Source organism: Chryseobacterium nepalense (assembly GCF_023195755.1).
In the GTDB taxonomy this organism is placed as follows: Bacteria; Bacteroidota; Bacteroidia; order Flavobacteriales; family Weeksellaceae; genus Chryseobacterium; species Chryseobacterium nepalense.
This window is the reverse complement of the sequence record NZ_CP096203.1, coordinates 2,330,446-2,351,980: the sequence shown is the minus strand read 5'-3', so window position 1 is coordinate 2,351,980 and position 21,535 is coordinate 2,330,446. Positions and strand designations below refer to the sequence as shown.

The following is a 21,535-nucleotide window of genomic DNA, read 5'->3' as shown; positions in this document are numbered from 1 at the left end:
GTTGTCAATTATTTGAATAAAACAAATGTAGGAATTTCCTTTTTTCATCAGTTAAACGGGGATTCAATTTAGAAGTAATACAAATAAAGCATTTTTTTAGGAGCTTTTTCCAGCTCTCACTACTCGCTTTTTGTTATTTCGGGGTTGCGGCGGCTTTGCCGCCGCAACCCCGAAATAACAAAAGAGCTCAAACATACCGTTCGATCTGGGCTAGGGTATAGGCCTTTCATTAGAAACTAAAACATCAACACGTCATTTCTATGCTTTAGCAGCAAAACATCAGGTAAAAAAGCAAAGTCCCCACAATTTGTCATGATAAATTAAATGAAATAATATTTAAATAAACCAATCCTCTTGACCATTGGCTTTTAATTGTCTATTTTTGGATCAATGAAATTTTCTACAAAAGAACTATTGGAAGGAATACAGTCAGGAAACAAACGCCTGATTGCAAAAGCCATTACCTTAGTAGAAAGTAAAAAAGCTGAGCACCGCCAACAAGCCGAAGAATTACTAAAAGAGGTGATGCCTTTCACGGGAAATTCCATCAGAGTGGGCGTAACAGGTGTTCCGGGTGCGGGAAAATCAACCTTTATTGAAAATTTTGGCAGGCTTGCAATTGCCAATGGCAAGAAGGTGGCGGTTCTGGCGATTGATCCGAGTTCAGCCATTAATAAAGGAAGTATTCTGGGCGATAAAACAAGGATGGAAGAACTGGCAAAAGAAGAAAACGCTTTTATAAGGCCTTCTCCAAGCTCAGGATTTCTGGGAGGTGTTGCCAATACCACTTTTGAAACCATGATGATCTGCGAAGCAGCGGGCTACGATTATATTTTAATAGAAACCGTAGGTGTCGGTCAGTCTGAAGTTTTGGTCGCAGATATTACAGATGTTTTCCTGTTTTTAAAAATAATCGGCGGCGGAGATGAACTTCAGGGAATCAAAAGAGGAATCATGGAAATGGTAGATGTGATCTTTATCAATAAAGTTGATGAAGAAAATCTGCGGAAAGCGAAAAATACGAGGATCGAATTAAAAAGAGCACTGGATTTTATTCCTCCAAAAGAAAAAGACTGGAAAGTTCCGGTTTTACTGGGTTCTGCTTTAAGCAATGAGGGGCTTAATGAAGTTTTTGAAAAAATTGATGAATTCATTAGCCTTAAAAAGAAAACCAACAGATTTGATCAAGTAAGAAATCAGCAGGCTGAAAAGCGTTTCGAATATTGGGTTCAGGAATATATTTTGTCGGAGATGAAGAAAAACAATACTTTGGAAGAGGCTTATCTTCAGCATAAAAAAAATGCTTCTGCACTGGTTTCCAATCCAAGTACCGAAGCAAAATTATTTGTGGAAAAATTTTTATCTAAAGAAAAATCTTAAGGCTGAACTTTCTGTTCTTCATTTTTTGTAATATATCCATAATACGAAATCGGCTGCCTGTCGTTGCTTCTTATAGAGGTAAGAGCTTGTCCGGATTTCGAAACTTCAATAATAATTTCATCAACAGCTTTCACATCATTGGTTTTAATTCTTACAATCCAGGCTCCTTTTTTATTCTGACTTTTATTAATGGTAAAATCCTTTGAAGTAAATCGGTAACTGTTTTGTGTTGTATTTCCATAGGTAGGGTTAAAAACTCTTCCAAAATAAGGGAGTGCAACTTCCAGACTGTTAGGTCTGATATCGATGCTGTAATTGCTGCCGGTCAGGTCAAAAATTCTGGTAGCGGGAGCATTAGGCAATGAGTTTGCAATATTGATAACGTCATAATTGGTAGGATTGGCTCTCTGTGCCTGAAACGAAAAATCCTGGGAATTTACAAGCGCCGTTACTGCCTGGACATCCATATTGCTGCTCTGTGAAGAACAGTTTTCGAAAAGCAATAGAAAGGTAAGCATGCATATAATGGAGATAAACTTTTTCATAATAATAAATATATACGGATTCAAACAGCAAATTGTATGCAAATATATAAGCTTAAAATTTTATTTTGGAATAAAAATTGTAAAGGTTGAACTAATAACACTCGAACTATGAAATTTACAAATTTATTAGGAATAGGGGCTTCGGCTCTTATTGTTGCTGCTTGTACGACCAATCCAATCACGGGAAGGTCTTCTTTACAGCTGGCAAATAATTCAGAAATCCTGACCATGTCTGCTCAGGAGTACAGATCAACATTAGGAAAATCCAAAGTTATAACAGGAACAGCAGATGCCAAAAAGGTAGTCAATGTAGGATCGAGAATTAAATCTGCTGCAGAAAGATATTATCAGTCCATCGGCCGTTCGGGGGATCTTGCCAATTATAATTGGGAATTTAATCTTATTCAGAGTAATGAGCTTAATGCATGGTGTATGCCTGGCGGAAAAGTAGCGGTTTACACAGGAATTTTGCCCGTTACCAAAAATGAAAACGGATTGGCTGTGGTAATGGGGCATGAAGTGTCACACGCCTTGGCCGGACATGGAAATGAAAGGATTTCTCAGGCAATGGTTGCTCAATACGGTGGAGCAATCTTAGGAGGAAGTATTTCCAATGCACAGTGGGCCAATGTTTTTGAAGCGGTTTATCCTATCGGATCACAGGTCGCTTTATTGAAATACGGAAGAAATCAGGAGTCTGAAGCAGATCAGATGGGACTTTACATCATGGGAATGGCAGGATACGATCCAAGAGAGGCAATTCCTTTCTGGGAAAGAATGGAGGCGGCTTCAAAGGGAGCAAGACAGCCGGAATTTTTATCTACTCACCCTAATCCTGAAACCAGAATCTCAGATATTAATAAAAATTTACCTAAAGCACTGGAATATTACAGAGCTGCAGGAGGAAAAATGTAAATACAAAAAGAAATTTTAATCTTGAGTAAGGCCTTATTGAATTTTTATTAATTTGGTAAGGCCTTTTAATTCAAACCATTTAGGCACAACACTATGAAAAATCTAACAATTACAGGACTTATTCTTTTGGCTTTATCCATACTTCTTTTTTATCTTACAGCAAACAATTTTACATTAAATGATCTTGGGATGCCTCATATAATGGGAATTCTGGGAGGCATCGGAATCGGATTAATAATAGGCGGAATGGTAGGCTACGTAAGCAAAGGAAGTGCAATAAAAGCTGAGGAGAAAAGAAGAGAGTTTAAAAAACTGCAGCAGGAAAAAGAAGATCTTGAAAAAAGAGCTGCTGATATTGCAAGGCGTGAAGCAGAGCTGGACCTAAGAAATCAAAATCCTCAGCTCTGATGAACTGAGGATTTGGTATGCTAAATTGATGTTAATTTAAAACTTATAACCTACACCTACCATAAAAAGGTTAGGTCTGTTGTCATATCTTATCTCTTCACCTGAAACTCGGTTGATAAAATTTCTGGAATCTTTACTGAAAGCACCTTCGTATCTGGCATTAAGAATCAATTTAGAGATTTCAAGCTGAGCACCGAATTGGTATCCTACGGTAAAATTATCCCTGGCATTTTCTTTAAAATCATTAAAAGTGTCTTCTTTAGCCAAATTGTAGCTCGCCACAGGACCTACAAAAACGCCAAGAGTATTTCCTAAAATATTGTATCCTAAAAGCACAGGAAGATCCAGCCTGCTGCTCTTGATATCAAAAGTTGTATTGGCGGCAGTAAATTCATTTTTAAAATTGGTGTAGTACAATTCCGGCATCAGGAAAAATGAGGTTGGCAATCCTACTTTTAATGAAAGACCCACGTTAAAACCTGCATTGTTTTTACCTTCGCCTTCAATGGCCTGGTTTACCGTTCCTTTGATATTCTGCCATGACGGAGATCCTGTAGGAAAAATTAAATTTGCCTTTCCTGCCAAAGAAATCTGTGCAGAAGCAAATAGGGAAAACCCTATTAAAGCTATACTAAGAATCTTTTTCATTGTCTTCTATTTTTGTAATTGTATTATCAATCGTTTTATTGTTCTCAAGCAGATACTCTCTCAGTTCTTTAAATAATTCCGAAGAATATACAAAGTCAATAAGATTTTTATTACCCGCCGTAATCAGGATGTCTTTATTTCCTTCCCATTCCTTGATTCCTAATCTCAGGTATACAATTTTCTCGCCAATTGTCATTACAGAATTCATATCGTGGGTATTGATGATAGTAGTGGTATTGTATTCCTGGGTAATTTCCAGCAGCAGATCATCGATTACATTGGAGGTGTAAGGATCCAGACCGGAATTCGGTTCATCACAGAAAAGATATTTGGGATTATTCACAATTGCTCTTGCAATCGCTACCCGTTTCTGCATACCCCCGGAAATTTCGGAAGGAAATTTTTTATTAGCTTTATCAAGATGTACTCTTCCGATAACCTCGAAAACCCGTCTTTTCTTTTCCCTGAATGTTAAATTGGTAAACATATCCAGCGGGAACATAATATTTTCTTCTACTGTTAAAGAATCGAACAAGGCACTTCCCTGGAAAACCGTTCCGATCTCGGAGCGAAGATGCTGCTTTTCTTCTCTTGACATCACATTGATATCCTTACCGTCAAATAGAATTTCTCCGGAAGTTGGCTGATAAACATTAAGCAGACTTTTAAGGAATACCGTTTTTCCGGATCCACTCTGCCCAATGATCAGATTGACCTTTCCTTTATCGAATGTAGTTGAAATCCCTTTAAGTACCTCAACCTGATCAAAACTTTTTTTAAGATCTTTTACCTCAATCATTTAGCTTAATATTAATTGGGTTAATAGTAATTCCGAAAGGATAATGAAAACCATTGTCCAAACTACTGCCTGTGTACTTGCTCTCCCTACTTCCAAAGATCCTCCTTTTACATTATATCCAAAATATGAAGGTACTGTTGCTATGATAAAAGCAAAAACAATTGTTTTTGTGAATGCATAATAAATAAACAGATTCGGCATATACATCTGTATTCCTACAATATAATCATTGGTAGTCCAGTTTCCGGTTAAAATCCCGGCTATATAACCTCCGCCAATACCAAAAACAATACTTATGGCAATAAGTAGAGGATTAAAGATTACACACGCTACAATTTTAGGAAAAATAAGAAAATTAGGAGAATTTACTCCCATAATATCCAAAGCGTCAATCTGCTCGGAAACCCTCATGGTTCCGATACTGGAGGCAATGTAAGAACCTACTTTACCGGCAAGGATAAGACTTATAATGGTAGGAGAAAATTCCAGAACCAAAACGGCTTTTGTAGCATATCCTACAAATGATGGCGGAATAGGGAACGATGAAGCATCAAAATTATTAAACATCTGAATGGCCACAACTGCTCCTACAAATATAGAAGTGAAGATGACAAGACCAAATGAATTAACGCCTAAGTCATTTATTTCTCTCATGAGCAGCTTCCAGAAAACATTCATTTTCTGTGGCTTCTGTATAGATTTACCGAGAAGGATAATGTATTCTCCGACTGCTGTAAAAAACTTTTTTAACATTCTGCTAAATTAGACTTTTTTTATTTATTAATTATAGAATGGGCAGACCAGGCTCTATCAATATTCAATATATCATAATGTAGACCAAAATCTTTATTTTGCATTTTTATCTCCGCCAATCACCAGCAAAATGGTTTTTAAGATGATGACCAGATCAAGCATGAAACTCCAGTTTCTTACATAAAATGCATCCGCCAGAACTCTTTTATTCATTTCCACTTCCACATCTCCGGCATCTCCGCGAAGTCCGTTTACCTGAGCAAGACCTGTAATTCCGGGAGTTACCATGCTTCTCAGGCTGTAGCGTCCTATTTTTGGTTTGTAATAATTGTCTACCGCAAGCATATGAGGCCTTGGTCCTACGATGGACATGTCACCTTTCAAGACATTCAGAAACTGAGGCATTTCGTCAAGACTGGTTTTTCTCAGAAACTTTCCGAAAGGAGTGATCCTTTTATCATTTTCTTCAGTTGTTTTTGTTGACGATTCGTCATTAACGATCATTGTACGGAATTTGATGCATTTAAAAACCTCTTCATGAAATCCATATCTCTCCTGAATAAAAAATACAGGTCCTTTTGATGTTAATTTGATTAAAACAGCAACAATAGGAAAAAGCCACGAACATACTCCAATCAAAATGACCAAAGAAAAGATGATATCGAAAATTCTTTTCATCAAATAATTAGAATAATATTCCAGCGGATATTTTACCTGATTAAGAACGGGCTGTGTCTGTATATATCCCATATTGTAAAGGAAAAAATCACTTTGTGTAATATTGGGAATCAATGAGATGTGTACTTTATTCGCTTCTGCCAGTTTGAAAATTTCTTTTTCCGTATTGTGCGTATAAGAATTTTCCAGAGGAATGAACAGCGTGTGGATTCCGTTTTCCTTCCAGAATTCAATCAGCTGATCGGTTTTGATTTCCTCATTTGGATATTCAAAAATTTTATAGCCGTAATCCCTTCTGTCCCTTAATATATTTTTTAAAACTTCCGTAGAGCTATTCTCATGTATAAACATCACGTTCCGGTGGTTGATCCCAAGGCTTCGGACATATTTGATTCCGAAAAATATCATCGATCTTACAAAAAAAATAAAAAAGAAGAGATAGAAGGAAAGCCAGTAAATATCTGAATTAAAAAATACATTGTAGCTTACTTTTCCAATCAGCAATACCCCAAGAATAAATAACAAAAAATGAATGAAGATTCTTTCCAGAAACAAAGTATAGGTAAGGTTTCTGGGAATATTGTAAATTCCTGTTCTTCCGCTTAAAAGAATCCAGAATAAAAAAAGCAATGCTAAAGAAAAGGCATTCTGATACCAGGTTTCCTCATTGTATTTCAGAGTCTGATTCCTTGTTAAAAAAAAGAATATGAAAATTGATGCAATAACCACAAGGTCAAGCAGGATAATGATGGATTTAAGATATCTGGAATAGCGTATTCTCTGCATCTATCGGGTTTAACGGATAAGAAAGCTAATTTACATATTTTTATGGAATATTCAGATACTTATGGGTCTGCACGGAAGCTCTCCACTCCGGATGTTCGAGAATGAAATCTGTAATTTTAGGGTACATTTCGTCACGTTTGCTCCATTCGCTCTGGAGGTATAGTGTACAGCTCTCTGAAACCTTTGCTGCCTGCTCCTGGGCGAATTTAAAGTCATTATTATTAAATACAATAACTTTCAGCTCATGTGCTTTTTGATAAATTTCCTCTTTTGGGAGGCCGGTTTTTTTGGGAGATAATGTGATCCAGTCGATCTGCCCGCTCAACGGATAAGCTCCTGAAGTTTCAATATGAATAGAGCAGCCCAGTTCTTTTAGTCTTGATGTTAAAATATCAAGGTTCCACATCAATGGCTCTCCACCTGTTAAAACAATTGTCTTACAGTGCTTTGCTGCTGTTTCTGCAATTTCTTTTGCATTCATCAGCGGATGCAGGTTCGGATCCCAGCTTTCCTTTACATCGCACCAATGGCACCCTACGTCGCAGCCACCCAGCCGGATAAAATAGGCTGCTTTTCCGGTATGTGCTCCTTCTCCCTGAAGAGTGTAAAAATGCTCCATCACAGGGAGCATTTTACCTTCTTTTAATAATATATCTTCTACTAAGTCCATTTTAAAATTAATCGTTGTAGACCGAAGTTTTGTAAGCAATGATTGTATTTTTCATCAACATCGCTCTTGTCATAGGCCCAACTCCTCCCGGAACCGGTGTAATCCAGCTTGCTTTTGCTGCACAGCTGTCAAAGTCTACGTCACCAGCCAGATAATATCCTTTCGGAGAGTCGTCGTCTACTCTTGTAATTCCTACGTCAACAATTACGGCACCTTCTTTAATCATATCTCCTTTCAGGAAATGAGGATCACCTAATGCAGTAATAACAATGTCTGCTTTTTTAGTATATTCTTCGATGTCTTTTGTATAAGAGTGTGTTAAGGTAACCGTAGAATTTCCCGGGAAATCTTTTCTTCCCATAAGGATACTCATCGGTCTTCCTACGATTTTACTTCTTCCGATGATAACACAGTCTTTACCTTTTGTTTCAATATTGTATCTTTCCAGTAATGTTAAAATACCAAATGGCGTAGCAGGCAGGAAAGTATCCATTTCCAATGCCATTCTTCCGAAATTTTCAGGGTGAAAACCGTCAACATCTTTTCTTGGATCAATAGCATTAATGATTTTTTCCTGGTCGATCTGATCCGGCAAAGGCAACTGAACGATAAATCCGTCAACCGCTTTGGATTTATTTAATTCATCAATTTTTTCCAGTAACTCAGATTCTGAAACAGTGCTTGGAAATTTTATAAGGCTTGATTGAAAGCCAACTTCTTCACAGTCTTTTACTTTTGAATTGACATAAGCTTTGCTCGCTCCATTGTTTCCTACAAGAATAGCCACCAAATGTGGTGCACGTCTTTTCCCGGCAACAATTTTTTCAACTTCAGCCTTTATTTCCTGTTTTATTTCTTTGGATATTTTTAGTCCGTCAAGAATTTCTGCCATTTTTACTTTTATTACTTTTATAATTAGATTTTTTAAGGATATTTTTCCGGATTCTGATGGGTGCAGAAAACGGAAATTACATAGACGTGTTTTTGAATTTCATCTATGTGAAATAAAATAATGTAAGGAAACTTTTTTATAGGAAGTACTCTTACGTCATCATAACGAATTTGAAAAAAGGGATTTCTTTCCAGCTGATCATATGCTTTTGATAATTGCTTTTCAAAATTCGATACTGTTGAATTAGAAATCGTTTTATAATAATCTACGGCGTCTAAAATGTCCTGATTTGCTTCAGGATATTGGAAGATTTCAAATGCCATGATTTTTTTTCATTTTTTTAAGAAAATCTCTAGCTGGCGTAAATTCTTTATGATTCTTAGCCTTCCGTTCATCAATAACTCTTTTCATTTCATCCGTCAATTCAAAATCATCCTCGTTTTTTTCAAAACTGATTTTCATTTTTTTCAAAAGATTTTCCATTAAAGTTTCTTCTTCCTTATTTTTAAGATGTATGGTAATGGTACTCATTTGTTTTATTTTTAATCAAAATTAATGAAAATCAGCAACAATTTATTTGTTTGCTTTATAATAATTAATTAATCCATTGGTTGAAGAATCATGAGCGCTAACGGTGTCATTACTTTCAAGTTCCGGAAGAATTTTATTCGCTAAAACTTTCCCTAATTCCACCCCGAACTGGTCGAAACTGAAAATGTTCCAGATTACGCCCTGAACGAAAATTTTATGCTCGTACAATGCGATTAGCTGCCCTAATGAAAAAGGAGTTAATTCATTGAAAAGTATAGAGTTGGTAGGTGTATTTCCCTGGAAAACTTTATAATTTAATAAGAAATCAATTTCTTCATCAGATTTTCCTGAGGCCTTTAATTCCGCTTCTACCTCTTCTTCTGTTTTTCCGAAGGCAAGAGCTTCAGTCTGAGCGAAGAAATTGGCTAATAATTTATCCTGATGATCGGAAACTTTGTTTGGACTTTTAGCGTAAGCAATGAAATCAGCAGGAATCAGTTCTGTTCCCTGGTGAATTAATTGATAGAAAGCATGTTGTCCGTTTGTTCCCGGTTCTCCCCAAATGATGGGTCCTGTTTCATATTCTACGAACTCTCCGTTTCTGTCAACACATTTTCCGTTGCTTTCCATATCTCCCTGCTGGAAATATGCCGGAAATCTGTCTAAATATTGTGAGTAAGGAAGAATCGCAACCGTTGTCGCTGCATAAAAATTACGGTACCAGATTCCGATCAATCCCATTAAAACTGGAATGTTTTCAGCAAAATCTGCTGTCTGGAAATGCTGGTCTGTATCGTAAGCTCCTCTGAGTAATTGTTCGAAGTTTTCATAACCTACAGCCAAGACGATACTTAATCCGATGGCGCTCCATAGTGAGTATCTTCCGCCCACCCAATCCCAGAATTCGAAGATATTCTCTTCCGCAATTCCAAAGTCTTTAACCGCTTGGACGTTAGTAGATAAAGCCACAAAGTGTTTCGCTACATCTTCTTGTTTTCCTGCTTTTAAGAACCAGTCTCTTGCAGAATGAGCATTCGTCATTGTTTCCTGGGTAGTAAATGTTTTAGAAGCAATGATGAACAGCGTTGTTTCAGGATTGAGGTCTTTCACGACTTCTGCAATATGATTTCCGTCCACATTAGAAACAAAATGAACGTTTAACCTTGTTTTAAAATGTTTTAAAGCCGAAACCACCATCACAGGCCCTAAATCCGAACCGCCGATTCCGATGTTCACCACATCTGTAATTTCTTTTCCGCTGAAACCTTTATGAGCTCCTGAAATAATACTTTCGGAAAAAGATTTCATATGATCCAAAACCTTTTTAATCTGAGGTTTGATGTTTTCTCCGTCTACTAAAATCTCTTTATCGGAAAAATCCCTCAAAGCTGTATGCAGAACTGCTCTTCCTTCTGTCTCATTGATTTTGTCTCCCGAAAACATTTTGGAAATGGCATCTTTCAGTTCACATTCTTCTGCAAGGCTTAAAAGAAGCTTTTTCGTTTCGGAATCGATGAGGTTTTTTGAATAATCGAACAAAAAATTCGGTCTTTTGATTGAAAATTCATTAAAACGGTTCGGATTGCTTTGAAAAAGACTTCTCAGATCAAAATCATTATTGGCAAACTGTTCGTCTAATGCTTTCCAGCTATTGGTTTGAGTAGGATTTATTTTTGATAGCATATATTAGAAATTAGGTTTTGTGATTAGGATTCAGGATCGTGAATACCAAATCCTCATGTAAAATATTGATTTGCAAATTTACGGAATTTAGTTCAATGATGTCAATGGATGATTAAAAATCAGCCGGCAAGTTCTTATTGTCAAAATCAGTATTTTTAGATCAAATTTTTTACTAATGATCAACAGACGTAATTTTATCAGAAAATCATCATTAGGAATTGGCTTTTTTGCTTTGCCCTTGCCTGTAAAATTTATTTTTAACGAAGAATATATTTCCAGACGGCCCGAAATTTCCCAACGAAAATTTACGTCTGAAGCGATTGAAAAAACCATTAAGACAGTTAAAAAATCAATTGCTGACAAAGAACTGGCGTGGATGTTTGAAAATTGTTTTCCTAATACATTAGACACAACAGTAAAATTTTATTATAAAAATAATAAACCTTACACTTATGTAATTACGGGAGATATTGACGCCATGTGGCTCAGGGATTCTTCTGCACAGGTTTATCCGTATTTAGGTCTTGCCAATGAAGATGAAAAGCTGAAGAATCTCTTAAAAGGTATTATTAATAAGCAGGTAGAATGTGTTCTTCTTGATCCTTATGCCAATGCTTTTTTTGATGATGCAGCCAAAATAAGCGAATGGAAAGATGATTCCACACTAATGAAGCCAGGAATTCATGAAAGGAAGTGGGAAATCGATTCTTTGTGTTATGTGATGAGATTGTCTTATAACTACTGGAAAGCAACTGGTGATTCTTCAGTATTTGATGCGGATTGGAAAAAAGCAATGCTTTTGATTTTGCAGACTTTTAAACAGCAGCAAAGAAAAGATTCAAAAGGACCTTATAAATTCCAGCGATCCAATGGGAATCCTTTGGATACGCAGTTTGCAGGAGGGTACGGAAATCCAACCATGAAAGTTGGACTTATTCATTCGATGTTCAGACCTTCGGATGATGCTACTTTTTACCCGTTTTTGATTTCTTCCAATATGTTTGCGGTAGTTTCTTTAAGAGAGACGGCAGAAATCTTTTCTAAAATTTTAAAAGATGAGAATTCTTCAGGTCAGTTTAAAGATTTGGCTAAAGAAGTAGATGATGCGATTCAAAAATATGCTATTTTAAATCATCCTGAGGCGGGAAAGATTTATGCATTGGAAATCGACGGTTTTGGAAATGCTCTGTTTATGGATGATGCCAATGTCCCGAATTTACTGTCCATCCCTTATTTAGGATATGCTTCGAAAGACGATAAAATTTATCAGAATACCAGGAAGTTTTCTTTGAGCAAGACCAATCCATGGTTTAGTGAGGGGAAATTTGCCAAAGGAATCGGCGGGCCGCACATCGGAGAACATAAGATCTGGCCTTTAGGCTTGATCATGCAGGCTTTAACCACCGATAACGATGAAGAAATTATTTCATGTTTGAAAATGCTGAAGGCCACACACGCGGGAACAGGATTTATCCATGAGTCTTTTGATGTTGATCATCCTGAGGATTTTACAAGGGCGTGGTTTGCCTGGGCCAATACTTTATTTGGTGAACTGATTCTTCATCTCTATAAAACAAAACCGGAAATTCTTAAAAGAAAGTTTTAATGAAAATAAAAACCTCCGGATTTACCAAAGGTTTATTGTAAAATTTAAAATATATATAGATAATCCGAAGGTTAGAATAGCTTATGCTTCGGCGTCCGACCGCTTTTTTGCAGACTTCCTTTTTCTTGCAAAATAAACGACTGCAATTCCGATTAATACAATTGGCCATACTGTAATTAATCCTACAACAATTTTCTGAATTAAATAATATCCTTCCACAAAAGCTGATTTAGCACTGTATAGAAAATCGAAGTTATATTTATCATCAATACTGTCTGTATTGGTAATGGCAATCTCAGCAACTCTGATTTTTGGTTCTTTAATGTAAACATCCACCATGCTGTATTTCAAGTTGTCAGTCACATCCATGTTGGCTAATTGTTGTTGATTGTCTTCAGCCATATTTTCGTTATCCAGCTCTACTTTATCTTTATTGGCTTTTAATGCAGAGATGTTTTTGCTGTTTTTTTCAATTCTTTTGCTTTCAAGCTGGGCGTATTTTATGCTTGATGTTATATCTTCCGCGTTAATGAGCCTTGAATTAAGGAATAGTTTTTTATCGTTGATCATAGTGAGCAGTTCACCGAGTTTTTCAGTGGGAACTCGCAGCTGCATCCTGTTTTCTGTCTGGTACTTTTTTACCAGTACGGCATTTTCATTCGATGTGTTATATGTATTTTCCGAAACAACATTACTCTGCAGGTTGCTTTTTGTTACAAATCCTCCAAGTTCCTGTACAGATTTTTCAATAGAGATCGTTGTCTCATAAACGTCTTTTACTTCCATGTTCACATCAGCGGTTTTAATAAACTGCTTGTCTTTTACTCTCATTGTGGCAACGGAAGAAACACTATCCGAAACCATTGCTGCCGAAGAGTCAGCGGTAGCATACGCTTCCATATCTGTTGATGCAACTTCTCCTTTTTTACAGGAGTATATTCCTAATAACAATGCGGCTGCCAATGATAATCTGAGGTACGTTGTTTTCATAATATTGATTTTTAATGTTTTGCTTATTCCAAAGTTCGGGCTGAATCTTTTGTAACATTTGGAAATCAGCGGTAAACAATTTGTAAAAGGAAATTATTTATTAAGTTTTTAAAAATCAGTTATTTGTAAAATAAACGGGTTTTAGGTACCTCATTTTCGGATTAATTTTTGCTTATCTTTTACAAGTCAAACACACAAAGAATTATTTATGTCAAATACTTTTTCCAAAATCAGAAATGCAATAGAATTATTCAGATCCATAGACTTTGACCAGCTGAGTACAATTTCTCAAAAGGTAAATCTTCCCAAGTTGATGGAGAATTTCTCCAAGCTAGACGATAAGCAGCTTTCCGGAATGATGAAAATGCTCGATCCCAATAAAAAGAAAAAAGAACTTCCACCCATCGATGGCGACTTTTACGACATTTATCATACGTTGAGCCCGGAGCAAAGAGAAATTCAGCTTAAAGTAAGAGCGTTTATGGAAAAAGAAGTAAGGCCTTTGGTTAATCATTACTGGCTGAGAGACGAATTTCCACATGAATTAATACCGAAATTTCAGAAACTGAATATTTGCGGCGTTACCTATGAAGGGTATGGGTGTCCCGGATTGCCTTTCCTGATGGAAGGCGTTCTGGCTATGGAAATGGCAAGAGTAGATGCTTCTATTGCTACTTTTTTCGGAGTGCAGTCCGGTCTTTCTATGGGTTCGATTTATATCTGCGGTTCTGAAGAGCAAAAGCAAAAGTGGCTTCCGCAAATGCAGAAATTCGAAAAAATAGGAGCTTTTGGCTTAACGGAGCCTGAAGTCGGTTCCGGAGCAGCAGGTGGCTTAACGGTAACCTGTAAGAAAACGCCTGAAGGCTGGGTTCTGAACGGACAGAAAAAGTGGATCGGGAATGCAACTTTTGCCGATGTTATTATTATCTGGGCCAGAGATCTTGATGATGGCGAAGTAAAAGGATTTATTGTTGAAAAAGATAATCCCGGATATTCGGTAGAGAAAATAAAGGGGAAAATGGCTTTGAGAATCGTTCAAAACGGATTGATTACCCTAAAAGATTGTATGATTACTGAAGAAAACAGATTGCAAAATGCAAATTCTTTTAAAGATACCGCGAAAGTATTACGGATGACGAGGGCAGGAGTGGCCTGGATGGCAACCGGTTGCGCCAGAGGAGCGTATGAAAGTGCTTTGGATTATACTAGGAAAAGAGAACAGTTCGGTAAACCGATTGCTTCTTTCCAGATGATTCAGGGACATCTAGTGGAAATGCTTTCCAATCTTACGGCAATGCAGACAATGGTTTTCAGACTTTCCGAAATGCAGGATGAAGGAATTTTGAAAGATGAACACGCTTCTCTCGCAAAAGTTTTCTGTACCATGAGAACGAGGGATATCGTATCAAGAGCAAGAGAAGTCATGGGCGGAAACGGAATCCTCCTTGAATATGACGTAGCTAGATTCGTAGCAGATGCGGAAGCTATTTATTCTTACGAAGGAACCAAAGAAATCAATTCTTTGATTGTGGGAAGATCAATTACCGGCTTTAGTGCATTTGTATGATATAAGTGAATGGTCAATTGTGAATTTGCTTTGATTGTCAATTTTTTAAATTTACTGTGGGGCAAAATTCATTATTGACCATTCATAATTTAATTGGTCATTCATTTTTTGATCAGCTCACCAGATGTTTGTATTTTTCTCTGTTGTCTATAATCATCCAGAGGTTGATAAGAAACATAACTCCGGCAATCGCCATTCCCATTGGTGATTTGTCTAAGGTAAATACATGCGCGACAATTCCTACCATAACGGGTAAAATGACAATAGCTCCTAAAGCTCTCGTTTTTGGAAAGATGAACAGCAGTCCGCCGATGACTTCAACGGCACCTACCAATGGCATCAGCCAAGCAATTTCCCCAAAAGCACTAAAAACTTTCATTTGCTCAGGAGTCGGTTTTTCCATTGGCATGTAATTGAAAAATTTGTTTAATCCGGCATTAATAAACATTAATCCGAAAAGAAGAGACAGGATAAATTTTACAGCTTTCATAGAAATATTTTTTATTTAAAGTTAAATAAAATTATAATCCATTAACTGATGTGTTGTAAAATTTATAATAAATATTTTATTTTGTAATTAATCCATCTCTTTTAGGGTTATATTTTTAGAGATTTTATATTTTTTCTTTTTCTTATCCGGTTTTTCTTCTTCACCGAGTAATTTTCCCCACGGCTGAAGTCCTTCAACTCTTTCAAAGATAATTTTAATGATGGCAATGGCCGGAATACATAAAAACATGCCTGCAATTCCCCACAGATGTTCACCAACCAGAATGCCTATAAAAGAAAATAAGGCGTTGATTTTTACTTTTGATCCTACTACAAAAGGAAGGATAATGTTTCCGTCTATGGCATGAACAATAATATATCCTATAGCAACGTAAATGCATGTGGACGGAGTATTGGTTGCAAAAGCGATAAAACAGGAAATAAGGAGCGAAATGAAAATGCCTATATAAGGAATTATATTAAGCAAACCGGTAAGAACTCCAAGCAGAATAGCATATTTTACTCCCAGTATGGTAAGGACAGTTGTTGTAAGAATCGAAACAATAATCACCTGAAGACAAAGCCCGATAATATATCTTTTTGTCATTATTCTAACTTCCGAAACGACTTCCTGAACACTGCTTTTATGCTTTTCGGTGAAAACATTAACAATAAAATTATTTAAAATTCTTCTGTAATTTAAAATGAATATGAAAAATAAAATAAAGAAAGCTAAAAATCCTAATCCTGTAGAAAAAATTCCCAGGGTAAACCCTAAAATAATGCCTGTAGAAGATAACAGTTTCTTTAAGCCTTCGTCCAGATAGGCAAACTGCTCATCAATTTTCACATTAAATGTTCTGGAAACCCATCTTTGGAGATCATGAAAAACATGTGTTGCCTGCTCTGTAAGCTGGGGAATGTCTTTACTGAAACTCGAAATCTGGGAGCCAAAGAAAAAGATAAGACTTGTAATCACAATCAGCAAAATCATTACAGAAAATATGGTAGAAAATGATCTTGGAAATTTTAATTTCTGTTCCAGAAAATTAGCAAATGGCAAAAATATCATGGCCATAAGAAATGCTAAAAAAAACGGTGCAAGAATGCTTTCGCCCAAAGCTAAAAGATATCCAAATCCTATTATGGAAACAATAACCAGCGCAAGCTTTACGAGAAAAGGAAGCCGAAGTAAATTCATAATTTTTTCTGTTGCATAAAAATAATAAAACACTTCGAATTGAAGCGTCTTAAAAATAATTTATTTGATGACTGTAGGATAAGAAAATTCCATGCCTGTTTTTTAAATTAAAAAAAACACATCCTTGTGAGATGTGTTTATATCGAGAATATTAATGTAATCTATTTTTCAACGGCGAGTTCCAGCACTTCATTCATCCAGCTTACATAATGAACTTTCAGATTTTTTAAATAATCCTTTTTTATTTCTTCTACATCTTTTCTGTTGGCCTCACAAAGAATAACTTCTTTGATTCCCGCTCTTGTTGCAGCAAGCAGCTTTTCTTTAATTCCGCCTACCGGAAGTACTTTTCCTCTCAGCGTAATCTCACCGGTCATGGCAAGATGAGGCTTTACTTTTTTATTTTTAAATGAAGAAACCATCGAAGTAAGCATGGCAATCCCTGCAGATGGACCGTCCTTAGGAGTTGCTCCTTCCGGAACGTGAACATGGATATTCTTCTTTTCAATGTCGTCCTGAGAAATTCCCAGGTCATCATGTTTAGCTTTAATATATTCCAGGGCGATGGTTGCAGATTCTTTCATTACCGTTCCCAGATTTCCGGTCATGGTAAGCGAGCCTTTTCCGTTGCTGGTGATGCTTTCAATAAAAAGGATATCGCCGCCTACGCTTGTCCATGCAAGCCCGGTAACAACGCCTGGTACGTCGGTAAGTTCAGACAGGCTTTTAGGTCTCGGAACACCTAAGATTTCATCAATTTTTTCAATGGAGATTTTTGGGTCATATTCTTTTACCAAAGCTGTTTGCAGTGCTGCCCATCTTGCGATGGCTGCAAGTCTTTTTTCAAGGCTTCTTACCCCGCTCTCTGAAGTATGTGCTTCAATAATATGCTTAAGCTCACTGTTTCCAAGTTTAAATGATTTGGAATCGAGGCCGTTTTCTTCCTGTTGTTTCTTGATTAAATGTCGTTTGGCGATTTCGATTTTTTCTTCCAAAGTGTATCCTGTAATCTGAATAATTTCCATTCTGTCAAGCAAAGGTGTCTGAATCGTTGATAGGGAATTTGCTGTGGCAATAAACATTACTTTGGACAAATCATAGCCCATTTCAAGAAAATTGTCGTAGAATGATTTATTTTGCTCAGGATCAAGTACTTCCAGGAGTGCGGAACTCGGATCACCGTGCATTCCTTTTCCTACTTTATCAATCTCATCCAGAACAATTACAGGATTTGAAGTTTCTGATTTTTTAATAGACTGAAGAATTCTTCCTGCCATCGCTCCGATGTATGTTTTTCTGTGTCCACGGATTTCACTTTCATCATGCAGCCCGCCCAGAGAAACCCGTACATATTTTCTTCCCAAGGCATCGGCAACGGATTTTCCGAGAGATGTTTTTCCCACACCCGGAGGTCCCACCAAAAGAAGAATAGGAGATTTCATGTTGTTTTTAAGTTTTAAAACAGCCATATGTTCCAGGATCCTTTTTTTGATGTCTTCCAGTCCGAAATGTGCTTTATCTAAAATTTTCTGCGCTCTCTCAATGTCAAAAGTATCTTTGGTGTACGTTTCCCATGGAAGATCGGTAAAGAAATCCAGGTAATTTCTCTGAACATTATAATCCGGAGAATTAGGATTCTGACGCTGCAGGCGGTTAATCTCTTTTTGAAAATGCTCTTCAACTTCCTGGCTCCAGGTTTTCTTTTTAGCTTTAGCGATTAGTTCTTCAACATCACTTTCCGGGCCGCCACCAAGTTCCTCCTGGATGGTTCTGATCTGTTGATTCAGGAAATATTCACGCTGCTGTTTATCGAGATCTTTGGAAGTTTTCTGATGAATCTGATTTCTCAGCTCCAGTTTTCTGAAATCTTCATGCATCATTTCATAGCACTTATTAGCCCTTTCCATAAGGTTTTTCTCCTCAAGAAGTTTTTGCTTTTCGGTAGAAGGGAAGTTGGCGTTGGTGCAGATGAAATTAAGCAGGTCATCATTATTATTGATGTTTTTGATGGCAAAATTGGCCGCATTAGGGATATTAGGATCAAGTTCGATAATCTTTAACGCAAGATCTTTCACATTTTCCAGCAATGCTTCGTATTCTTCCTTGTTTTTTGGCTTTCCGTCTTTTAGCTTTGATATCTCTGCCTTAAAATAAGGTTGCTTTTCAACGATTTTTTTAATCTTAAACCGATGAAATCCTTTTGTAATAGCCGTAATATTGCCTTCAGGAAGCTTTATAATCTTAATGATTTTGGCAAGTGTACCTACCTGGAAAATATCTTTTTCAGATGGCTGTTCTAAGTCAGAATTTTTCTGGCTTACAATTCCTATAAAATCGCCGTTTTTTTGTGCTTCCTCCAGAAGCTGTATGGATGTTTTTCTTCCGGCTGTTATGGGGATAACCACATTCGGGAACATCACCATATTCCTTACGGGAAGAACCGGAAATATTTTTTGTTCGGAATTTTTCTCTGTTTCTGCAAGATCGGAAAGGTTGATCTCTTCAGCTACAATATCAAATCCGTCACTTATCATTTCTTCTAAACTTATATCTTCAAACTCTGTCATAGTAAATCGAATGACAAATTGTCATTGCCGTTTTAATTCATTAAAGTAAAACTTTACAATATGTGCTAAAAATCATATTGTATATAATATGTCCTTTTATGACACAAGACCTGTGCCATTTGTTTTTTGCTAAAAAATACGGTCAAAATTTCCTTTTTTAGAAAAATTAAATTTTAAAAATTAAAATAAAGAACTAGGATTTCCGTAATTTCTTAAAAATGTGTATTTTCGCAACCTGATAAAAAACTATAATTTATATAATGGCAATTTTAGGACAAATTAGGAGTAGACCTTGGCTTTTGATGGGAGTAATTGCACTGGCGCTTTTGGCGTTCCTTGTAAACCCAGACAGTATCGAAAAGGTTTTCGGTAAAAATCCTGATGTTTTAGGAAAAGTAAATGGTGAGAAAATTACCCGTGAAGAGTTTAACGACCAGCTTTTCGTACTGCAGCAGCAGGCAGATCAGCAGGGGCAGCCGAAGACCGGTCTTGAAGAGCAGGCTTGGCAGTTGCTGGTACAGTCTAAACTCATCAAACAACAATTCGAGAAGATGGGCTTCGAAATGACGGAAGATTATTTCTGGAATCAACTTCAGTATGATCAGATGTTTGCTCAGCAGAAGCAGTTTTTCGACGAAAAAGGAAACTTCAAAACCCAGGAGCTTAAAAAACAGATTGAAGATATGAAAGCTGGTTCGCCGGAAGGATACAACCAGTGGATGAAAAGCAGAAAATCTATTGAATACAGATTGATGGCGAGACAGGTTTTTGCTAATATTTCCCAGGGAATCACAACCGGGAAAAAAGAAGCAGAAGCTTTAATGAAGCAGAGAGATCAGCTGGCTGATATCGATTTCGTAAAGATTGATTATGCAACTTACCTTCAGAAAAATAATATTAAAGTTACCACTGAAGATCTTGCCAATTATATCAAGCAGCATCCTGTAATGTTCAAAGCTGAAGAAAGCAGAAACATCGGAGTGGTTTATTTTCCTTCCCAGCCAAGTGCAGCGGATGATGCTGCCACGCAGAAAGAAATCAACAAATTATTCTCTGCAGGAACGGATGCAAGCGGCGGTACGGAAAATTTCCAGAATACAAAGAATGATTCTATGTTTGTGATGGCCAATTCCGATATGCCTTACAATCCTCAGTATCTGAAACCAAATCAGTTGCCGCAGACTATTCAGGCGCAGATTCCATCTGCTGCTATCGGACAGACTTTCGGTCCTTATAAAGAACAAAATTTCTATGTAGTGTCTAAACTTTTAGACAAAAAGACATCTGACTCAACTTTGTCAAGACATATTCTTATTGCTTTTAAAGGAAGCCCGGCGGGAGAGGGTGTTACAAGATCCAAAGAACAGGCTAAAAAACTGGCGGATTCTATTGGTGCAATTGTGAAAGCTAATCCAGGGAAATTTACAGAATTCCTGAAATTATCAAACGACCCGAATTCAGCAGCTCAGGGAGGAAGCCTTGGATGGACAACTCCGGAAACGCCTTTCGTACCGGAATTCCTTACCTACCTTGCTAACAATCCTAAAGGAGCAACAGGAGTGGTAGAAACTCAGTTCGGATATCATATCATCAATATCGAAGATAAAAAGCCGGGTGCAATGAGCTATAAAGTTGCCAATCTTGTAAAAGCAGTAAAACCTTCTGATGCTACCGAAGCAGAGGTAAACAAAAAAGCCAGCAGATTCGTTCAGCAGGTTCAGGGAAAATCGTTTAACGATTTTGTAAATATTGCTAAGAAAGCAAACTATCAGTTCTCAAATCCTAAGCAGGCAAAAAGATTTGATGGTCAGCTTCAAGGTTTAGGAACAGAAAAAGATCCTGAAATCCTTGCATGGGCATTTGATAAAAAGAGAGAAAAAGGTGATACCGAGCTGTTTACCGTGGACGGAACAGGAGACAAAATCGTAGTATACCTGAACGGGAAGCAGGAAAAAGGTTCTGCAGATCCTGAATCTGTGAGAGACCAGATTGAAGTAGTAGTGAAAAATAAACTTGCTGCAAAGCAGATTTCTGAGAAAATCGGAAAAGCTGGAAGCCTGGATCAGATTGCTAAGCAATTCGGAACCACAAAACAGTCTGCACAGGTTAATCTTTTAAATCCTTCAGTAGCTGGTTCTATGGAACCTAAAGTTGCAGGAGCAGCGTTCGGAGTAGCAAAAGGAAAAATTTCTAATCCGGTTGAAGGCGGAACAGGTGTTTACGTTTTGGTAAAAAAGAATGAGACAGTAAATAAACAACCTGGAGATCTTAAACAATTCACAGAATCTGTTACCCAGAGAAATTCAGGAATGTTCGGGCAGGCTTGGCTGAAAAGCTTACAGGACAATGCTGATATCAAAGACTACAGAATTGAAATCTGGAATAAATTAGGCACTCAACAGCAATAAAATTATTTTCATAAAGATA

At 37.0% G+C, this 21,535-nt stretch carries 20 protein-coding genes; 6 read left to right on the top strand and 14 right to left on the bottom strand.

Annotated features, from left to right (window positions below; genetic code table 11):
• The first annotated feature begins 390 nt into the window (after positions 1-390).
• Entirely contained in the window at positions 391-1,380 is a 990-nt protein-coding gene (meaB, locus tag M0D58_RS10255) for a methylmalonyl Co-A mutase-associated GTPase MeaB (protein ID WP_248388965.1), read from the top strand.
• Here the strand turns inward: meaB and M0D58_RS10250 are convergent.
• Positions 1,377-1,925, bottom strand: a complete 549-nt coding sequence (locus tag M0D58_RS10250; RefSeq protein WP_248388964.1) for a DUF4251 domain-containing protein — start codon at positions 1,923-1,925, stop codon at positions 1,377-1,379. The genes meaB and M0D58_RS10250 overlap by 4 nt on opposite strands.
• Positions 1,926-2,033: 108 nt before the next feature.
• Here M0D58_RS10250 and M0D58_RS10245 point away from each other — a divergent pair, with 108 nt between their 5' ends.
• Both M0D58_RS10245 and M0D58_RS10240 read left to right on the top strand, forming a co-directional pair.
• The gene (locus M0D58_RS10245; protein ID WP_248388962.1) at positions 2,034-2,840 is read left to right on the top strand and encodes a M48 family metallopeptidase; all 807 of its coding nucleotides are present in this window, start codon (positions 2,034-2,036) and stop codon (positions 2,838-2,840) included.
• A 93-nt stretch (positions 2,841-2,933) separates the two neighbouring features.
• Positions 2,934-3,248 (top strand): hypothetical protein, encoded by a 315-nt coding sequence (locus M0D58_RS10240; RefSeq protein WP_072884382.1) that lies wholly within the window; start codon positions 2,934-2,936, stop codon positions 3,246-3,248.
• 36 nt (positions 3,249-3,284) lie between these two features.
• On the opposite strand, the gene M0D58_RS10235 is transcribed toward M0D58_RS10240, so the two are convergent.
• The 9 genes from M0D58_RS10235 to pgi all read right to left on the bottom strand — a co-directional run bounded on the left by M0D58_RS10235 (position 3,285) and on the right by pgi (position 10,688).
• Positions 3,285-3,896, bottom strand: coding sequence for an outer membrane beta-barrel protein (locus M0D58_RS10235; RefSeq protein ID WP_248388961.1), 612 nt, complete (start codon positions 3,894-3,896; stop codon positions 3,285-3,287).
• Positions 3,880-4,695: an ABC transporter ATP-binding protein gene (locus tag M0D58_RS10230; RefSeq protein WP_248388960.1), complete on the bottom strand. Its 816-nt coding sequence runs from the start codon at positions 4,693-4,695 to the stop codon at positions 3,880-3,882. Before M0D58_RS10230 ends, M0D58_RS10235 begins: the two co-directional genes overlap by 17 nt.
• Positions 4,696-5,448, bottom strand: a complete 753-nt coding sequence (locus M0D58_RS10225) for an MlaE family ABC transporter permease (protein WP_248388959.1) — start codon at positions 5,446-5,448, stop codon at positions 4,696-4,698. It lies immediately after the preceding gene.
• Positions 5,449-5,541: 93 nt separating this feature from the next.
• Positions 5,542-6,912 (bottom strand): exopolysaccharide biosynthesis polyprenyl glycosylphosphotransferase, encoded by a 1,371-nt coding sequence (locus tag M0D58_RS10220; RefSeq protein WP_248388958.1) that lies wholly within the window; start codon positions 6,910-6,912, stop codon positions 5,542-5,544.
• Positions 6,913-6,952: 40 nt separating this feature from the next.
• The gene (locus M0D58_RS10215; protein ID WP_248388957.1) at positions 6,953-7,582 is read right to left on the bottom strand and encodes a 7-carboxy-7-deazaguanine synthase QueE; all 630 of its coding nucleotides are present in this window, start codon (positions 7,580-7,582) and stop codon (positions 6,953-6,955) included.
• A gap of 7 nt (positions 7,583-7,589) precedes the next feature.
• Positions 7,590-8,474 carry a bifunctional 5,10-methylenetetrahydrofolate dehydrogenase/5,10-methenyltetrahydrofolate cyclohydrolase gene (locus tag M0D58_RS10210; RefSeq protein ID WP_089856500.1) on the bottom strand — a complete coding sequence of 295 codons (885 nt, stop codon included), beginning with the start codon at positions 8,472-8,474 and terminating at the stop codon, positions 7,590-7,592.
• A 32-nt stretch (positions 8,475-8,506) separates the two neighbouring features.
• On the bottom strand, positions 8,507-8,797 hold the full coding sequence (locus M0D58_RS10205) for a type II toxin-antitoxin system RelE/ParE family toxin (protein WP_248388956.1): 291 nt from the start codon (positions 8,795-8,797) through the stop codon (positions 8,507-8,509).
• A complete protein-coding gene (locus M0D58_RS10200; protein WP_248388955.1) occupies positions 8,787-9,005 on the bottom strand; it encodes a hypothetical protein in 219 nt (72 codons plus the stop codon). The genes M0D58_RS10205 and M0D58_RS10200 overlap by 11 nt, the downstream gene beginning before the upstream one ends.
• Positions 9,006-9,047: 42 nt before the next feature.
• The gene (pgi, locus tag M0D58_RS10195; protein ID WP_248388954.1) at positions 9,048-10,688 is read right to left on the bottom strand and encodes a glucose-6-phosphate isomerase; all 1,641 of its coding nucleotides are present in this window, start codon (positions 10,686-10,688) and stop codon (positions 9,048-9,050) included.
• A gap of 178 nt (positions 10,689-10,866) precedes the next feature.
• Between pgi and M0D58_RS10190 the strand changes: the two genes are divergently transcribed.
• On the top strand, positions 10,867-12,294 hold the full coding sequence (locus M0D58_RS10190; protein ID WP_428037174.1) for a glycoside hydrolase family 125 protein: 1,428 nt from the start codon (positions 10,867-10,869) through the stop codon (positions 12,292-12,294).
• A gap of 81 nt (positions 12,295-12,375) precedes the next feature.
• Here M0D58_RS10190 and M0D58_RS10185 read toward each other — a convergent pair whose 3' ends face one another.
• Complete coding sequence (locus tag M0D58_RS10185) at positions 12,376-13,284, bottom strand: DUF4349 domain-containing protein (protein ID WP_248388949.1); 909 nt, start codon at positions 13,282-13,284, stop codon at positions 12,376-12,378.
• A 208-nt stretch (positions 13,285-13,492) separates the two neighbouring features.
• Between M0D58_RS10185 and M0D58_RS10180 the strand changes: the two genes are divergently transcribed.
• Entirely contained in the window at positions 13,493-14,851 is a 1,359-nt protein-coding gene (locus M0D58_RS10180; RefSeq protein ID WP_248388947.1) for an acyl-CoA dehydrogenase family protein, read from the top strand.
• A 112-nt stretch (positions 14,852-14,963) separates the two neighbouring features.
• Here the strand turns inward: M0D58_RS10180 and M0D58_RS10175 are convergent, their stop codons facing one another.
• The 3 genes from M0D58_RS10175 to lon all read right to left on the bottom strand — a co-directional run bounded on the left by M0D58_RS10175 (position 14,964) and on the right by lon (position 19,108).
• Positions 14,964-15,341: a DoxX family protein gene (locus M0D58_RS10175; RefSeq protein WP_248388945.1), complete on the bottom strand. Its 378-nt coding sequence runs from the start codon at positions 15,339-15,341 to the stop codon at positions 14,964-14,966.
• Between the two features lie 87 nt (positions 15,342-15,428).
• Positions 15,429-16,541, bottom strand: coding sequence for an AI-2E family transporter (locus M0D58_RS10170; RefSeq protein ID WP_248388943.1), 1,113 nt, complete (start codon positions 16,539-16,541; stop codon positions 15,429-15,431).
• Between the two features lie 161 nt (positions 16,542-16,702).
• On the bottom strand, positions 16,703-19,108 hold the full coding sequence (lon, locus tag M0D58_RS10165) for an endopeptidase La (RefSeq protein ID WP_248388942.1): 2,406 nt from the start codon (positions 19,106-19,108) through the stop codon (positions 16,703-16,705).
• A 260-nt stretch (positions 19,109-19,368) separates the two neighbouring features.
• Between lon and M0D58_RS10160 the strand changes: the two genes are divergently transcribed.
• A complete protein-coding gene (locus tag M0D58_RS10160; RefSeq protein WP_248388939.1) occupies positions 19,369-21,516 on the top strand; it encodes a peptidylprolyl isomerase in 2,148 nt (715 codons plus the stop codon).
• The last annotated feature ends 19 nt before the right edge of the window (positions 21,517-21,535 follow it).